This window comes from Geotalea uraniireducens Rf4 (genome assembly GCF_000016745.1).
GTDB classification, from domain to species: domain Bacteria; phylum Desulfobacterota; class Desulfuromonadia; order Geobacterales; family Geobacteraceae; genus Geotalea; species Geotalea uraniireducens.
The window spans coordinates 22,608-37,621 of the sequence record NC_009483.1; the positions used below are offsets into that span (position 1 = coordinate 22,608).

At 59.2% G+C, this 15,014-nt stretch carries 13 protein-coding genes and 1 pseudogene; 6 read left to right on the forward strand and 8 right to left on the reverse strand.

Annotated elements, in window-relative coordinates:
* Position 1 precedes the first annotated feature (1 nt).
* Positions 2-1,021 carry a uroporphyrinogen decarboxylase gene (gene hemE / locus GURA_RS00075; protein WP_011936962.1) on the forward strand — a complete coding sequence of 340 codons (1,020 nt, stop codon included), beginning with the start codon at positions 2-4 and terminating at the stop codon, positions 1,019-1,021.
* A gap of 152 nt (positions 1,022-1,173) precedes the next feature.
* Entirely contained in the window at positions 1,174-1,992 is an 819-nt protein-coding gene (locus GURA_RS00080) for an alpha/beta hydrolase (protein ID WP_011936963.1), read from the forward strand.
* Between the two features lie 12 nt (positions 1,993-2,004).
* Here GURA_RS00080 and ovoA read toward each other — a convergent pair whose 3' ends face one another.
* A complete protein-coding gene (gene ovoA / locus GURA_RS00085; RefSeq protein ID WP_011936964.1) occupies positions 2,005-4,113 on the reverse strand; it encodes a 5-histidylcysteine sulfoxide synthase in 2,109 nt (702 codons plus the stop codon).
* Between the two features lie 19 nt (positions 4,114-4,132).
* On the reverse strand, positions 4,133-5,143 hold the full coding sequence (locus tag GURA_RS00090; protein ID WP_011936965.1) for a zinc-dependent alcohol dehydrogenase family protein: 1,011 nt from the start codon (positions 5,141-5,143) through the stop codon (positions 4,133-4,135).
* An 83-nt stretch (positions 5,144-5,226) separates the two neighbouring features.
* Between GURA_RS00090 and GURA_RS00095 the strand changes: the two genes are divergently transcribed.
* Positions 5,227-5,868, forward strand: a complete 642-nt coding sequence (locus tag GURA_RS00095) for a DUF2127 domain-containing protein (protein ID WP_232278960.1) — start codon at positions 5,227-5,229, stop codon at positions 5,866-5,868.
* On the opposite strand, the gene GURA_RS00100 is transcribed toward GURA_RS00095, so the two are convergent.
* Entirely contained in the window at positions 5,785-7,230 is a 1,446-nt protein-coding gene (locus GURA_RS00100; protein ID WP_011936967.1) for a leucine-rich repeat domain-containing protein, read from the reverse strand. The two genes, GURA_RS00095 and GURA_RS00100, sit on opposite strands and share 84 nt — an antisense overlap.
* Before the next feature lie 222 nt (positions 7,231-7,452).
* Here GURA_RS00100 and GURA_RS00105 point away from each other — a divergent pair, with 222 nt between their 5' ends.
* A complete protein-coding gene (locus GURA_RS00105) occupies positions 7,453-7,656 on the forward strand; it encodes a hypothetical protein (RefSeq protein WP_232278961.1) in 204 nt (67 codons plus the stop codon).
* Between the two features lie 70 nt (positions 7,657-7,726).
* Here GURA_RS00105 and hslO read toward each other — a convergent pair.
* The 3 genes and pseudogenes from hslO to GURA_RS00120 all read right to left on the reverse strand — a co-directional run bounded on the left by hslO (position 7,727) and on the right by GURA_RS00120 (position 11,664).
* Positions 7,727-8,603 (reverse strand): annotated as a pseudogene (gene hslO, locus GURA_RS00110) (Hsp33 family molecular chaperone HslO).
* The gene (locus GURA_RS00115) at positions 8,600-9,133 is read right to left on the reverse strand and encodes a hypothetical protein (protein ID WP_011936970.1); all 534 of its coding nucleotides are present in this window, start codon (positions 9,131-9,133) and stop codon (positions 8,600-8,602) included. The pseudogene hslO and the gene GURA_RS00115 overlap by 4 nt, the downstream one beginning before the upstream one ends.
* Positions 9,134-9,285: 152 nt before the next feature.
* The gene (locus tag GURA_RS00120) at positions 9,286-11,664 is read right to left on the reverse strand and encodes a peptidase U32 family protein (protein WP_011936971.1); all 2,379 of its coding nucleotides are present in this window, start codon (positions 11,662-11,664) and stop codon (positions 9,286-9,288) included.
* A gap of 41 nt (positions 11,665-11,705) precedes the next feature.
* Here GURA_RS00120 and GURA_RS00125 point away from each other — a divergent pair, with 41 nt between their 5' ends.
* Positions 11,706-12,149 carry a sensor histidine kinase gene (locus tag GURA_RS00125; RefSeq protein WP_011936972.1) on the forward strand — a complete coding sequence of 148 codons (444 nt, stop codon included), beginning with the start codon at positions 11,706-11,708 and terminating at the stop codon, positions 12,147-12,149.
* Between the two features lie 42 nt (positions 12,150-12,191).
* Here GURA_RS00125 and GURA_RS00130 read toward each other — a convergent pair whose 3' ends face one another.
* Together GURA_RS00130 and aroF are read right to left on the reverse strand one after the other, a co-directional pair.
* The gene (locus GURA_RS00130) at positions 12,192-12,680 is read right to left on the reverse strand and encodes a hypothetical protein (RefSeq protein WP_011936973.1); all 489 of its coding nucleotides are present in this window, start codon (positions 12,678-12,680) and stop codon (positions 12,192-12,194) included.
* A gap of 249 nt (positions 12,681-12,929) precedes the next feature.
* Positions 12,930-13,949 (reverse strand): 3-deoxy-7-phosphoheptulonate synthase, encoded by a 1,020-nt coding sequence (gene aroF / locus GURA_RS00135; RefSeq protein ID WP_011936974.1) that lies wholly within the window; start codon positions 13,947-13,949, stop codon positions 12,930-12,932.
* A gap of 463 nt (positions 13,950-14,412) precedes the next feature.
* Between aroF and GURA_RS00140 the strand changes: the two genes are divergently transcribed.
* Positions 14,413-14,973, forward strand: a complete 561-nt coding sequence (locus GURA_RS00140; RefSeq protein WP_011936975.1) for a YcbK family protein — start codon at positions 14,413-14,415, stop codon at positions 14,971-14,973.
* Positions 14,974-15,014 lie beyond the last annotated feature (41 nt).

A 15,014-nucleotide genomic window follows, 5' to 3' on the forward strand; every position in this document is an offset into this window, starting at 1 on the left:
AATGAATACACGTTTTCTCGACGCCTGCTGGGGCAAGCCCGTTGACCGGACACCCGTGTGGCTGATGCGCCAGGCCGGCCGTTACCTGCCAGATTACATGCGGGTCCGCAGCAAATGCACCTTTCTGGAGCTGTGCAAGACCCCGGAGCTGGCCGCTGAAGTGTCCATCCAGCCGGTGGATATCCTGGGCGTTGACGCTGCCATTCTCTTTTCCGACATCCTCACCCCGGTCGAGCCGATGGGCATGGCCCTCGACTTCGTCCCCGGTCCGGTCTTCGAGCACCCGATCCGCACCATGGCCGATGTGGAAAAACTTCGCATTCCGCAGATGGAGCAGGACGTTCCATATGTGCTGGAAACCATCAAGATTCTCCGTCGTGAGCTGGCCAACAAGGTGCCGCTCATCGGCTTTGGTGGCGCTCCCTTTACCCTCGCCTGCTACATGGTGGAGGGGAAGGGCTCCAAGGATTGGGCGACCATGAAGCGGATGATGTACGCAGCCCCCGAGGTGTACGCGGCCCTCATGGAGAAGGTGACCATGATGGACATGGAGTACCTGAACGCCCAGATCAAGGCCGGTGCCCAGGCGATCCAGATCTTCGACACCTGGGGCGGTGTTCTCGCCCCCAGCGACTACGAGAAATACGTCCTCCCCTATACCACCAAGCTGATCAACGGCCTCAACCGGCAGAACGTTCCCGTCATTCACTTCGTCAAGGGTGCCGGCACCATGCTCGACAGCGTGAAAAGGGCTGGCGGAGACGTGATGGGACTCGACTGGCACATCAACCTGGGAAAAGCGAGGGAAGTGCTCGGCGACATGGCCGTCCAGGGGAACCTGGATCCGACCGTGCTCTTCGCACCGAAGGATGTGATCGAGCAGGAGGTAAAAAGGGTGCTCGACGAGAACGCCGGGAAACCGGGACACATCTTCAACCTCGGGCACGGCATCCTTCCCACGGTGCCGCCGGAGAATGCGATCCACATGGTCGAATGCGTGCACCGGTTGTCGCAGAAGTAAATTTAGCCGACAAAAAAAGGCGGTCGAGAGACCGCCTTTTTTTTCAACTCAACCTGTCCGATCCGGACAGGAGACCTTTCATCAGCCGAAACATTCGAATTCTCAGGCTCCCCTCTGTATTTATGCCGAATCTTCGGTAAGATTTGGGGAGTATGGGAACCAATCTCCTCAGAGTCATATCTACAGTTGTCGTGGTGTATGGGTGCTATGCGGCGTTCTGCTATTTTGCCCAGCGTCTCATCATCTATCCCGGCAGGGGTATCCGCGTGCCGGCCGCCCCTCCCGCTCCGTCAACCGGTATCGCCTCCATCTGGCTTGAGACCGGCTTCGGCAGGACGGAAGCATGGTTCCTTCCGGCCAGGGGGGCATCCGCAAGGCGCAGACCGGTGGTGCTCTTCTTTCACGGTAACGGAGAGGTCATCGATTTTCTGCCGGAGCAGGTGGAAGGGTTCCGCGATATGGGGATGGGGGTCCTACTCATAGAATACCCCGGCTACGGCCGCTCGGCGGGAGATCCTTCCGAGGCGAGCATCACTGCAACAGCGGCGGCGGCATACGATGCGATGGCAAAGCGCGATGACGTGAACCCAGCGCGGATGGTCGCCTTCGGCAGGTCCGTCGGGTGCGGGCCCGCCTGTGCCCTTTCCCGGCAACGCCCCCTTGCCGCTCTCATCCTCCAGTCACCTTTCACCTCGATCCGCCCCTTTGCCCGCCGCTTTCTCCTCCCCGGGTTTCTCCTGCGGGATCTGTACGACAACCGGTCGGCGCTTGAGGCCTTTCCCGGGCCGGTCCTCATCATGCACGGCCGTTACGACGACATTATTCCGTTCACCCATGGGAAGGAATTGGCGCGGGTTGCCCGCAACGCCCGATTCGTTCCGCTTGACTGCGCCCATAACGACTGTCCTCCCGATTGGCGGGAGTTCTGGCGCGTCGTCGCCGCATTTCTCCGGTTGCACGGCGTGGTTTAGAAGCTTATCCCCTCACCCTATCCGTTCCCAGACGGTCATCTCGGCGACGGTGTGCTGGTGCTTGCGCCGGGTCTCGCGGATGACGAAGGGGATGTCGCGGGGCTCTCCCACCATGCGGAAACAGGGTGCCAGCGCCGCCTTCAGCCCGTCCAGCGTGGTGACGTTCTCTCCTGCCTCCTTGTAGCCGCCCAGCCATTCCTCACGCTTCGTGAACTCCTCCAGCCAGGTGTATGGGGAGGTGATGACCAGGAGTCCGCCGGGGTTCATCCGCTCGTGGATGGTAGTGAGGAAGCGGCGCGGCGAATAGAGGCGGTCGATCAGGTTTGCCGCCAGCACCAGGTCGTAGCCGGTGAACTTTTCCGGCAGGTTGCAGGCGTCGGCCTGATAGAACTCCACCCGCGAGCGGAACTCGTCGAGCCCCAGCTCGGCCAGACTCACCTCGTGGAACGACTGGATCTCCCCCTCTTCGGGAAAGGCGTAGCGGAGATACCCCTCTTCCTGCATCCGGGCCGCCAGGCGGAAAAAGCGGGTGGAGAAGTCGAGGCCGGTCACCCGGTCGAAGCCGCGGGCGAGCTCGAAGGCTGCACGGCCGACGGCGCACCCCAGATCAAGGGCGCGTCCGCGGTTGCGATTAGCCGTCAGCTCCAGGCAGATGCGGGCGCAGGTAACGGGGAAGTTGGGGACGCCGAAGTGCTCCGGACCGTAATGGGCGTCGCAGTACTGGGCCGTCAGGGCGTCGGTCTCGTACTGGTCCTGGTGGACCTCCACCTTTGCCGAGCTCTCCACGTAGCGGAAACCGGCGTGCTGGAAGAAGTGGCGGCGGAAGGCGTAGCGCGAGTCGCGGGTCGCCTCGTTGCCGGTGGAAATCCAGGAGCCCCCCTTGATCAGGTTGTGGCGGGTGTCGAAGGTGGGAGTGGAGAAGTCGTCGTACCAGGGGTGGATCTGGAAACCGTGGAACGGGTAGATCGGGGTCTCGGTCCACTGCCAGACGTTGCCGAGGATGTCGTAGAAGTTGCCGAAGGGGAAACGGTCCACGGCGCAGGAGGAGGCCCATTGCTCCAGGTTGATGTTTCCCGGAGCATGGTCCCACCAGGGCTGGTCGGGGATCTCGGCCAGGTCCCGCAGCCGGTTCCACTCGTCCTCGGTAGGGAGGCGGATCGGCCGGCCGGTGCGGGCACTCTGCCAGTTGCAGAACGCCTTGGCCTCCAGGTAGTTGACCTCCACCGGCCAGTTCCACGGCATATCGATCTCCTCCACCATGGTGCGCAGTCGCCACCCGTTGTCGATATTGATCCAGAAGAGGGGGTGCTCCGCTTCGCGAAAGGTGCGCCAGTTCCACCCCTCCTCGGTCCACCACTGCCGCTCCCGGTACCCACCCCCTTCGACGAAGGCGAGGAACTCCCGGTTGGAGACCAGGTACTTCGCCGCGCGGAAGCCGGCAACCTCGGCCTCGTGGCGGCCGTATTCGTTGTCCCAGCCGTAGAGGGGATGATCCTTGGCCTTGCCCAGAACCACCCTCCCCCCGGCCACCGGCAGAAGCGCGTTCTCCGGCGCCTCCCCGGATTCCCGGCAGATATCCCAGAGAGGATGCCGCACCACCTGGTCGATGGGGAGCTGGCGGATCAGCACAGAGGAGGTTTCCAGGTGAATCCGCTCGTGCTCGATCCCCATCATGATCGCCCAGAACGGGTCTTCCCAGGTGATGGGAAGCTTGAGCGGCAGATTGCGGATGAGTCCGTCCACCAGCTCGCGGGTCTTGTCCCGGTACTCCCTCACCTCTTGCCGGGTCGGCCATTCGTAGTGGGTCGCATCCAGGTCGTCCCACGACATCTCGTCCACCCCCACGGCGAACATCGACTCGAAACGTGGGTTGATCCGTTGTTCGATGACCCGGGCGATCACCAGCTTGTTGATGAAGAAGGTGGCGGTGTGGCCGAAGTAGAAGATGAGCGGATGGCGGAGCCGATCGGCCCTGAGATAAAAGGTAGCGTCTTCCTTGAGGGTTTCGTAGAGCTTTTCATCGATATCGAAGGTCTGATGGAAGTAGCGACGGATCTCCTCCCGTTTCGCTTCCGGCTCCCCTTCGTTGAGGATTATGGTACGGGTTTTCCGAAGTTCCATGGGGATTTTCTCCTTGCGCTCATTGGATGGCGATGACCACCTTGCCGAAGTGGGCGGCGCTTTGCAGGTAGCGATAGGCTGCCTTTGCCTCACTGAAGGGAAAGACATGGTCGATGACCGGCCGGATGCCGTGCATTTCGATGGCGCGGATCATCGTCTCGCACATCTCCCGGGAACCGACATAGATCCCCTGGATGCGGGCACTCTTCATCACAGCGGGCAAGGGGTTGACCTCGCCCGTTGATCCGCTGAGGACGCCGATGAGGCTGATGTGCCCACCCGTCCGTACCGCCTTGAGTGATTTGCCCAGGGTGCCGGCGCCGCCGACTTCCACCACCAGGTCAACGCCTCGTCTGCCGGTCAACTTCCACACCGCCGTTTCCCAGTTCGGCTCGGTTTTATAGTTGATAACCTCCCCTGCCCCCAGCAGCCGCAGTTTTTCCGCCTTGGCCTCGCTGCCGGTGGTGGCGATGACCCGCGCGCCGGCAGTGCGGGCGAACTGGAGGGCGAAGAGTGAAACCCCGCCCGTTCCCAGGGTAAGCACAGCCTGGCCGCAGGCAAGATTGCCGCTCTGCAAGGCATGCCAGGCCGTCAGCGCGGCGCAGGGAAGGGTTGCCCCCTCCTCGAAGGAGAGATGAGCCGGAAGCGCCACCAAGCCGCGTTCGCGAAAAAGCACGTATTCTGCGAGGACACCGTCAATGGCCCCTCCGAGGGCCGATTTCGGCACCTCGTCGGTGATCTCACCGCCATCCCAATCCTGGAAGAAAGTTCCAGCCACCCGGTCCCCCTGCTGCCAGCGGGTCACCCCCTCGCCTATTTCCACCACTTCTCCTGCGCCGTCGGAAAGGGGAATGAGAGGCAGCGGCAGGTTGCGCGAGTAGCTACCGCCGATCGCGAGCAGATCGCGATAGTTGAGGGATGCCGCCCTCATCCGCACCAGCACCTGGCCGTGGCCCGGCCGTGGCACCTCTTTCTCCATCAGTTGCAATGCGTCGATGTCGTACTCTTTCTCAATGCAGAAATAGCGCATCACGAGCCTCCAGAACCGATAAATGGATAAAGCGCCAGGCCGGAACACCCAGCGTTTGGCGCCATATAAAAAGTCTAACGGTCATGGGGCAAATTGCAAGGTCCGGGATGGTCGGTTTTGTGCGGATCGGTTACGAGGCGGGGGCGAGATATGGAGGCGGTTTAAGACCGAGTCAGCTTGCAATTGGCTACCGGCGTGTTACTACTTCAAGCATGACCAGTGCCAGGGTACGGAAGGGAAGAAAAAGAATACATGCAGGCGGCAGGGTCCGTCACCGGCATCTTGCAGCGGGGACTCGGGCTGTGGCCATGATCGAAGCGGCCAAGGGGGGGCTTGTCGTCGTGGTCGGGCTCGGGTTATTTGCGCTGATTCACCGCAATGTGCAGGCGGTGGCGGAGGAGATAGTCCGTCATGTCCATCTTAATCCAGCCAGCCGTTTCCCGCGCATATTCCTTGATGCCGCGGCATCGGCCAGCGATTCACGCCTCTGGGCGCTGGCTGTGGCGGCAATGGTATATGCCATGATCCGCTTTGTCGAAGCCTACGGCTTGTGGCAAGAGCAGGTCTGGGCCGAGTGGTTCGGTATCCTGTCCGGCAGTCTCTACCTTCCCCTTGAGGTTTACGAACTGACCGTTTCCGTATCAGCGGTCAAGGTAATCCTGCTGGTCGTCAACCTTGTCATAGTCGGCTGGCTTGCGTTTGTTCGCTGGCAGGCCAGCGACTAGACTATCCCCATGTGCCGGTTTGCTATCCTGACCGGCTGCTTCCTTCTTCTGGCGCCAGCCGAAGTTGATGGTCCTGATCCCCGGAATTGCCTTCTGCAGCCGTGCCAGCCCTTCATTGGTAATGTTGTTGCCGCTGCAGGTGAGCCCTTTCAATCCCTTCAATTCGCAGAGATAGAGGAGTCCGGCATCGGTGATGTCGGTGTGGTAAAGATAAATCCGCTGGAGGTTTTTCAGCCTGGCGAGCTTTTTCAGGTCATCGTCGTTCACGGTGGAATCGGAGAGATAGAGTTCCTCCAGCCCGGTCAGGTGGCCGATGTTGTCCAGGAAGGAGTTGTCCACTTCATAGAGAAATAGAGACTGCAGATCATCCGGTTGCAGTTGTTGCAGGTAGCTCAGCCTGGCGGCGGGGTGATCCTTGACATCGAGGCGCACGGCCTTGTCGGCGGGGATTTCCCGGCATCCTTTGGCTGCACAGAACTTCTGCCAGTCGCTGTAGTTGGCTGAGTTCCGGTTGCGTACATAGAGGACGCCGCAGGAAGTGTCGGTAGGAAAACAGATGCGTCGGGTTTGCTGCAGCGGAGAGGACTGCACTGGCGGCGCCCCGTCTCCAGCCAGGTCGGCCAGACGATTGCGCGCCTTGACTATGTTGAGGTCGACCGTTGCAGCCATCTCCGCGAGGAGATCGATATCGTTGGCGAGCGCATCGTCAACCTTCAGCTTGAACCGGCAGACATCCGAGTCCTTGAGTTCCCTGATGCGGGTATGCACGGCGAGGATTTCCTGCCGTTCCCTGGCGATCAGCCTGATAACCCGGACCAGCTCCGCACCGGTATCCCCACCCTGGATCTTCTCGGGCCCCTGCTCCCATTCCCGGAGGATCTCCAGCAACGCCCGTCGATCATCTTCCGCATAGGCGCGGTTGGCAAAAGCCATCAACTCATGGCGCCGAACCCGGTCTTCGTTGTCCATGGCCAGGTCCGGGTGAATGGCCTTGGCTACCTCGCGGTAGAGGGCCTTGATGCTTTTTTTTGCCATATTTGCTGCCGCCGGTTCTTCTTCCTCCAGCAGATCGTCGGCATGCAGGTGGCCGCGCCACTCCTCTGTTGACGGCTCGCTTTTCCGCTCCGCCGGGTTTTTGCCGCCGTCGTCCAGATCGCGGAGCTGCTTTTCCAGCTTCTCCAGTTCTGCAATGCGTTGCCCCAGCACCTGGTCGTAGACCTTTTCGAAGAGGCGAATTTCCTGCTTCAGTTTGTCCAGGATATGTTGATTTGCCGCATGCTCGGACCGAAGGCGGGCAAGTTCGGCATGCTTCTGCTCGAGTTCTATCTCTTCCGGAAATTTCAATCGGTGACGGGTGTCCATATTCTCCTGCCCACTTTTATCGGCGCTGGTGTCTCCAGCATGTCACGAATCTTCACATACTAACACGATAGAGGGCCTAATGAATCGTAAAAATAGCACAAGTATAGGGTTGAACATTAAAAAGACTAACATTATAATACACAAAAGAATATGCGGGAATCGTGTGTAAAAAACTGGAAATATGTCGCGCAAATAAGGGGGGAATGGATGAGGGATTGTGAAATGCTGGAGAAGTGCATATTTTTTAACGACAAAATGGCGAACATGCCTTCAACCGCAGAGGTGATCAAGCTCAGGTACTGCAAGGACGACAGCGAGGAGTGCGCAAGATTTATGGTCTGCAAAGCCTTGGGCAGGGAAAAGGTTCCCGAGGAGTTATTCCCTAATCAGGTTGACAGGGCAAAAAAGATAATAGCGGGAAAATAGATTCGGACCAAAAAAGGCCAGCCTATCGATGGCTGACCTTTTTCATTTCGCGTGATGGCAACAGGACGACTTACGGCAACTCCTTCATCAGCTGCTCCAGATCCTGCCGCTCAAAGTGGTACGCCTCGCGGCAGAATTCGCAGGTCACGTCTGCTTTGCCTTCTTTTTCCAGCATGTCTGCCAGTTCTTCCCTGCCGAGCGAGATGAGGACCCGTTCGATCTTTTCCCGGTTGCAGGAGCAGCTGAAGGCCAACGCGCGCTTTTCCAGGGTGTCATAGGGGATGTCGGCAAAGAGGAGCGCCAGGAGCTCTTCCGGCGTCGTTCCCTTGCGCAGCAGTTCGCTGAGCTGCGGGAGTTCTTCGATCCGCGCCATCAGGGCGTCGACTGCTGCCTCATCCACCGGCGGCAAAGCCTGGATGAGAAAGCCGCCGGCGGCGGCAACGCTGTTGTCCGTCTCAACGAACACCCCTAGACCCACGGCGGAGGGGATCTGCTCGGACTCGGTGAGATAGAGGGCCAGGTCTTCGGCGATTTCACTGGAGTAGAGCTGGACTACCCCCTTGTACGGCTCCTTCATCCCCAGGTCCTTGGTCACGGTGAGGAATCCCGCCCGGCCGAGGGCTCCGGCCACATCCAGCTTGCCGTTCCTTTCCGGCAGATGCACTTCAGGCACCCCCACGCAGCCGCGCACTGCCCCGTTGCTGTCCGCCTCTACCATGATCTTCTGCAGGGGGCCGTTCCCTTCGAACTTGAACCCCACCCGCTGGCCGGTCTTGAGCAGGGCGCCGAACAAGGCACCCCCGGTCAGGCGCGCGGCCCAGGGCGGCTGAGGCCGTGGGCAATGTTGCGTGGCGGTGGTGGGCCTCGTCGACCAGCTCCGTGGTTACGCAGGCCAGGGCTCGAACAGTGCCGGATTTAGTTATGATGCGCACAAGATAATCTGTCACAGGCAGATCCCGAGACGGCCGACCAGCTCACCTTCCTTGAAGAGCAGCTCCTTGATGGTGAGAAAGTCGCAGACCTTTATCCCCTTGACGTGGTAGCCGAAGAAGTCGGCGAGTTTAGGCACCTGGGTCAGGTCGCAGGCGATAACACCGTCGCCATAGGCGAGAAACGGGATCTTTTCCACGATCTTGCGGGTGACCCATTCCACGTCGAGCGGTTTCACCTCGTCCATTTTCAGGTAGATCCTCTTCTCCTTCGGCGTGAAATCAATCCGCTGTACTTCGAAACGGGCGGAAAAGGGGACGCTGAACGGGAGCAGCTTTTTTTTCACCTTGCCGCTTATCTCACCGTAACCGTCGAGGAATCGCATGGAGAGCTCCTGGATTTCCTCGTCCAGTGCCCGGCTTACGAACTCCCGGTGGAAATAATCTTCGCTGACCCGCACCTCCCGGCGGGTGACGATCTCCTTCAGCCGCTGGTCCTTGATCAACTCCAGCAACGCCGGATTTTTCAACAGATCGAAAATGCTCATTTATGTCTCCTTGCAATTTACTTTCAAACATCAATCGCCGACTACCGACCGCCGACTGCCGACCGCCGACCGCCGACCGCCGACCGCCGACCGCCGACCGCCGACCGCCGACCGCCGACCGCCGACCGCCGACCGCCGACCGCCGACCGCCGTCAAACCAATCCCATCGTGAAATTGAACTCCGACGTTCCCGGTAATGCCGTGCCCCGGCTGAACGCGCCCAGTACCCTCCCCCACTCGTCCGGCGGTAGCTGGGAGAGATCCATGACATATGAGGTGCCCCCCATTTCCTTGAGCCTCCCCTTAAAGGCGGTCAGGGAAAACATCGCGTTGGGGGTGACCACGGTGAGTCCGTCCCTGGTCGTGATCCGGTAGCCTTCGCCCCGGTCGGAGAGCACCGGCACGTCGCTGCGCACGTCCTTGATCCTGATCTTCGTGGTGATGGCCGGTACCGCGGAATAGACCATGATCCGTCTTTTGATCGGCAGGTCTGCCGCCAGGAGCGCCGCTATGTTGTCGGAGTCGTCCTCGATATAAAGGGTGGCGGCGGTTGCTCCCAGCTCCTGCCAGCAGAGGAGCGCCTGGCTGTTGAGGGAAAAGAGCCGGTAATCGGTGGAGAGTTCTACGTCAAGCCCCTTGAGTAGCCCGAAGTGAGAGAGATTGGCTGCCTCGAAGCGCCGGAAACCGTAATGCATGAGAACGGAGACGGCCTCCCTGAAGAAGGGGATCTCCGCCTCGAAGATGATGAACGGCAGATGCCAGATTACCTGCTGTTCGCGCCCCTTCAGCTTGCGCACGAAGAGCGGGATCTGGTGCATGTTGGCCTTTGACACCGGCAGGATGATGCTGTCGATGCTCTCCTGATGGAGCAGGTGGTAATCGCGGAGATGTTCGAGCCTCACCGCCAGTTCTTCCCGCTGGGGTCCCTTGACGGGGCGGCTGCCGACGAGCGCTGCCAGGGCCGATTTCCTGTGTTCCCGGCTCCGTTCCTTTATCTCGCCGAGCGCCTTGTCGCCAAGCCAGCGGTAGAATTCGCGGCGGATCTCCTTGAGCTGGGCGGCAGGAATCAGCACCGCCGGAAAATCGGGCGCATTCAGCGCGCTGAGGATGAAGGCAGTGTCGCCGGTCCGGCCGAACTGGGCGGCAAGCACACTTTCCATGTCTGTGGTGCGCGCCGGTTCGAGAAGGCCCAAGTGAAATTCCCGGCATACTTCCTTTCCTGCCACTTGAGCCGTGATGCGCATGGTCTCGCCGATCAGGGCGAGGCTCAGCTCGCAGGGGAGCTTGTCTCCCTTTACCGTATCCAGCTTTTTTGCGCAGGCGTTCTCGCTCATGGTGAAGGCGGTTTCCGAGGAGACCTTGAAGACGGCGTCCCCTACCTTGAAGGGGAATGGTGACGAGGTAGTGACCAGGGATTTTTCCTTTGCCCCCTTCACCTGCTGTTTCCCCAGATAGAGTTCCTTGATGGTAAAGGCCCGGCCGGCCATGTCGCTCTTCGGCTGCACCCGCACCCGGTCCCCCACATGGAGCCGATCCTTGGTTTCAAAGGTGATCCGGTTGCCGTTCAGGGACTTTATCGTTCCGAGAAAGCGGCCGGTCGCCCCTTTGAGCGACGGGGTGGCGATGTCGGTCGGTGTGTGGGAGGCGAGGAACCCCTTGGTCGGCACCCGGCCGAAGGAGAGCTTCAGGAGTTCCTTGGCCTCGGCCACTGCCTCGCTGCGCTTGCCTTCCGGGGCATCCAGTACCAACCGGTAGGCCCCCACCACGCTCGCCACGTACTCGGCGGACTTCATCCGCCCCTCGATCTTCAGCGAGGCAACCTTTGCTTCGATCAGCTGCGGGATCATGTCGATGCTGGAAAAATCGTTGGTGGAGAAGTAGTACCCTTCCTTGCCCCGGTAGGTGTACTGCCTGCGACAGGGCTGGGCGCAACGCCCCCGGTTGCCGCTGTGGCCGCCGAGAAACGAGGAGAAATAGCATTGCCCGGAGAAGGAGAAGCAGAGGGCGCCATGGATGAAACACTCGATCTCGGCCCGGGATGCGGCAACGATGGCCTTGATCTCGTCGATGTGCAGCTCGCGGGCCAGCACCACCCGCTCGAAGCCGAGCTCCTCCAGTTGTTTGACGCCGAGCGAATTGTGGATGGTCATCTGGGTCGAGGCGTGGAGCGGGATACCGGGGAAATGTTCACGGATCAGCCGGGCCGTTGCCATGTCCTGGAGGATCACCCCGTCGACCCGCATCCCCTCCAGGGCGGCGAGCAGGTCCACCAGCTGCGGCAGCTCGTTCTCCTTGATCAGGGTGTTGATGGTGACGTATAGCTTTCTTCCCTGGCAGTGGGCGTAGGCGAGCATCCGCTCCATCTGGGCGAGGGAGAAGTTCTTCGCCTTAGCCCGGGCGGAAAAATCGTGCAGGCCCGCATAGACGGCATCCGCCCCCTTTTCCATGGCGGCAAAGAAGGCCTCCAGCGACCCGGCCGGGGAGAGGAGTTCAGGCTTTTTCATGGTTTTGCTGATTATTGTTTTGGACATCCGTTTAGACTACCTGAAGGGGGAAAAAGGGTCAAGCTGGATTGTGTCGACAACAGTTTGGACAGAAAGAGAGCCGAGGGATACGCTTCAAGGCAAACGATTTCGACTGCCCTGATGATCTTCCGCGGATCGATGGGGATGAGGCGCGGTTGCACCAGGTCCCGACCAACATCATTTCCAATGCCCTGAAATATTCGCCGAAAGAGGCCCTTGTTTCCATCGGGGCGCGGCGGGAAGCGGACAACGTCACCATCTGGATCAAGGACGAAGGGATGGGGATTCCTGCGGAATTGCATGAGAAGATATTCGAAAAATTTTATCGGGTGGATAACACCGACCTGCGGATGATCGGCGGCACCGGTCTGGGGCTGGCGTTGGTGCGGGAAATAGTCAATGCCCACGGCGGGCGGGTCTGGGTTGAAAGCGCCGTAGGGAAGGGAAGTACATTTTTTGTGGCCCTGCCGATTGTCAAAAATGTAAGATAAAACATGCTGACGGTTTTCTTTGTTGATTGTCGTCGCTTACTCTCAGTGATTGCTTTCTTTCGACTTCCTTACCCGATGATGCCCCTTTTTCTTGGCGGCACCGGCAAGGGAGAGAATGTCGGACTGGGAAATGCGCCAGACGCCGTCTTCCTTTTGCAGCTTGAATGATCTGGTCGTATAGTCCGTGCCTGTTTGCCCGGCTTCAAAGCCGAGCTTTGCCCGCAGGGTAACGGTGCTGTCATTCCTTACGCTGACCTTGACTTCCTGCATTTTTTCCCAGCAACAGGCAGGTTTTCTGCTCGCCGAGGAAAGCTTTTTAGCGAATTGTTCCTTGCTGCTCCGTCCGCTCGCCATGGTCCGGGCGTAAAGCTCTTCGAACCTGCCATCGCGCCAGAGATCAAGGATCTCTTCAAAGCCCCGCTGCGACTCGGTCTGCAACTCCTCGGAGGACATATAAGGGGTCTTTGCCAGGGCAGGGAAAACGCTTGCCAGTGAAAGCATCAACGTGAGTACCAAGAGAACCTTGCGCATACATTCCTCCGCTACGTGAAATTCTGCCAATAATAGAGGAAAGACGGTTGCAGGGCAAGGGGAAAAACGGTCGGCGGTCGTCAGTCGGTGGTCGGCGGTAAAACCACAAACAATCGGCGGCCGGCGGTCGGCAGCCGGCGGTAAAACCCGACAACCAACCGCCAACCGCCACCTGCCACCTGCCACCTGCCACCTGCCACCTGCTGCCTGCCGACTGCCGACTGCCGACTGCCGACTGCCGACCGCCTTTTACAGCTCCCTCTCCGCTGCCTCGGCGAAGAGCCGCAGTTGGGCCATCATCCTTGCGAACTTGGCGGGCTTCAACGACTGCGGTCCGTCGGAGGAGGCGTGTTCCGGGTCGGGGTGCACCTCGATGATCAGGCCGTCGGCCCCGGCAGCCACGGCGGCGTAAGCCATGGGGGCAACATAGTGGTAGTTGCCGGTGCCGTGGGAGGGGTCGGCGATAATCGGCAGGTGGGTTTTTTCCTTCAGCACCGGGATCGCAGACAGGTCGAGGGTGTTGCGGGTGGCGGTCTCGAAGGTGCGGATGCCGCGTTCGCAGAGAATCACCGACTGATTCCCCTCGCTCATGATGTATTCGGCACTCATGAGGAATTCCTGGATGGTCATGGACATGCCGCGTTTCAGGAGAACAGCTTTTTTCAACTGGCCGACCTTTTTCAGCAGGGCGAAGTTCTGGGCGTTGCGCGCTCCGATTTGGAGGATGTCCGCATATTCGGCTACCAGTTCGGCGGTTTCCGGGTTGACCACCTCGGTGACGATGGGGAGACCGGTAAGGTCTCGGGCCTTGGCCAGGAGCTTCAGCCCTTCCTCTTCGAGCCCCTGGAACGAATAAGGGGAAGTGCGCGGTTTGAACGCCCCGCCGCGCAGTACATGGGCTCCCGCTTCCTTCACCGCCATTGCGGAGGCGATGATCTGTTCCTCGCTTTCAACCGAACAGGGCCCGGCCATGACGATGAGCTGCTTGCCGCCGATGCTCAGCGTGTCGGTGATGGGAATGATGCTCGACTCCTTCTTCACTTCCTTTGAGGCCAGCTTGTAGGGCTGGAGGATTGGCACCACGTTCTCCACCCCGTGCATGGATTCGATGGACTGTAGTACCGCTTTCCCCCGTTCGTCGCCGACCGCGCCGATTACGTCCCGTGTGGCGCCGTGAATCACATGGGGCTTGTACCCCAGTTCCTTGATCCGCTTTAATACCTCGTCCTTGTCCTTTTTTACCGCCCCTGCTTTCATGACAATGATCATCCCTTTCTCTCCTTTTTTTCCGAAACGCAAAAGGCCGGAGGATTGCCCCCCGGCCTTGATAATTTGTTGTGCAAAAAACGAAAAAGCCGGGGGTCGGTATCCTGTCCACCCTCGGCTTTCGGTTTATTAGTTAAGTTACAGCTCTTGCCTAATTCGAACCTCCACCCTGGGCAGACGGCCTAAAATAAAAGCCGCACCAAAAGTAAAAATTAAAAAAGGCGAAATAGCTGGTGTTAATCATGGTTGTTATATTTGCTGATTTTATCCGAACATGTCAAGCACTTTCTTGAAGATGACATTTCGGTCACGGGCTTTTGGGTGAAGGAACGTCTGGAAAGGTGGTCTGATGAGGCTCGTACAGCGTAATTAAAGCAAAACGGATTGACATGGTTTTCTGTTATATGTTAGTAACTTAGAACTCATTTGACCAGGATTGCAATACGCTGAAAAGGAGGAGAAAAGATTGTTTAGTGATTTATGCAATAGAAGAACCTTTCTCAAAACTTCGCTACTGGGAGCCTTGGTGCTCTGCAGCGGCATGCCTGCCTTTGCCAAAGTGCCGATCGAAGAACAACTTCCGGAAGGGAAGCTTTCGCTCTACAACACCCATAACAGCGAGAGGCTTACCATAACCTACCGCAACGCTGCAGGAGATTACGATATCGGGGCTATCAATGCCCTTAACTGGATACTCCGCTGCCACTATACGCAGCAGGTGGCGGACATGGATGTCCGGGTCATCGAGTACCTCAATCTGGTGGACAAAAGGCTCGGGGGAAATAATGAAATCCACATCATTTCCGGGTACCGGTCGCCGGTGTATAATTCACTGCTCCGGCAGGAAGGGCGGCACGTTGCCAAGCACAGCCTGCATCTGAAGGGAAAGGCCATCGATATCGCCATTCCCGGGATAGGCCTGGATCGTGTGCGGCATACCGCACTGAACCTGCGTTACGGCGGAGTCGGTTATTATCCGAAGACCGGCTTTGTCCACGTGGATTCCGGTAATTTCCGTGCCTGGTAGCCGACGATGCCGCGGCATCTCCTCCTGTTCCTCGCGCCATG

Coding starts and splice junctions, on each gene's coding strand:
- hemE (WP_011936962.1), top strand. CDS start 2: ATGAATACACGTTTTCTCGACGCCTGCTGGGGCAAGCCCGTTGACCGG.
- GURA_RS00080 (WP_011936963.1), top strand. CDS start 1,174: ATGGGAACCAATCTCCTCAGAGTCATATCTACAGTTGTCGTGGTGTAT.
- ovoA (WP_011936964.1), bottom strand. CDS start 4,113: ATGGAACTTCGGAAAACCCGTACCATAATCCTCAACGAAGGGGAGCCG.
- GURA_RS00090 (WP_011936965.1), bottom strand. CDS start 5,143: ATGCGCTATTTCTGCATTGAGAAAGAGTACGACATCGACGCATTGCAA.
- GURA_RS00095 (WP_232278960.1), top strand. CDS start 5,227: ATGGGGCAAATTGCAAGGTCCGGGATGGTCGGTTTTGTGCGGATCGGT.
- GURA_RS00100 (WP_011936967.1), bottom strand. CDS start 7,230: ATGGACACCCGTCACCGATTGAAATTTCCGGAAGAGATAGAACTCGAG.
- GURA_RS00105 (WP_232278961.1), top strand. CDS start 7,453: ATGCTGGAGAAGTGCATATTTTTTAACGACAAAATGGCGAACATGCCT.
- GURA_RS00115 (WP_011936970.1), bottom strand. CDS start 9,133: ATGAGCATTTTCGATCTGTTGAAAAATCCGGCGTTGCTGGAGTTGATC.
- GURA_RS00120 (WP_011936971.1), bottom strand. CDS start 11,664: ATGTCCAAAACAATAATCAGCAAAACCATGAAAAAGCCTGAACTCCTC.
- GURA_RS00130 (WP_011936973.1), bottom strand. CDS start 12,680: ATGCGCAAGGTTCTCTTGGTACTCACGTTGATGCTTTCACTGGCAAGC.
- aroF (WP_011936974.1), bottom strand. CDS start 13,949: ATGATCATTGTCATGAAAGCAGGGGCGGTAAAAAAGGACAAGGACGAG.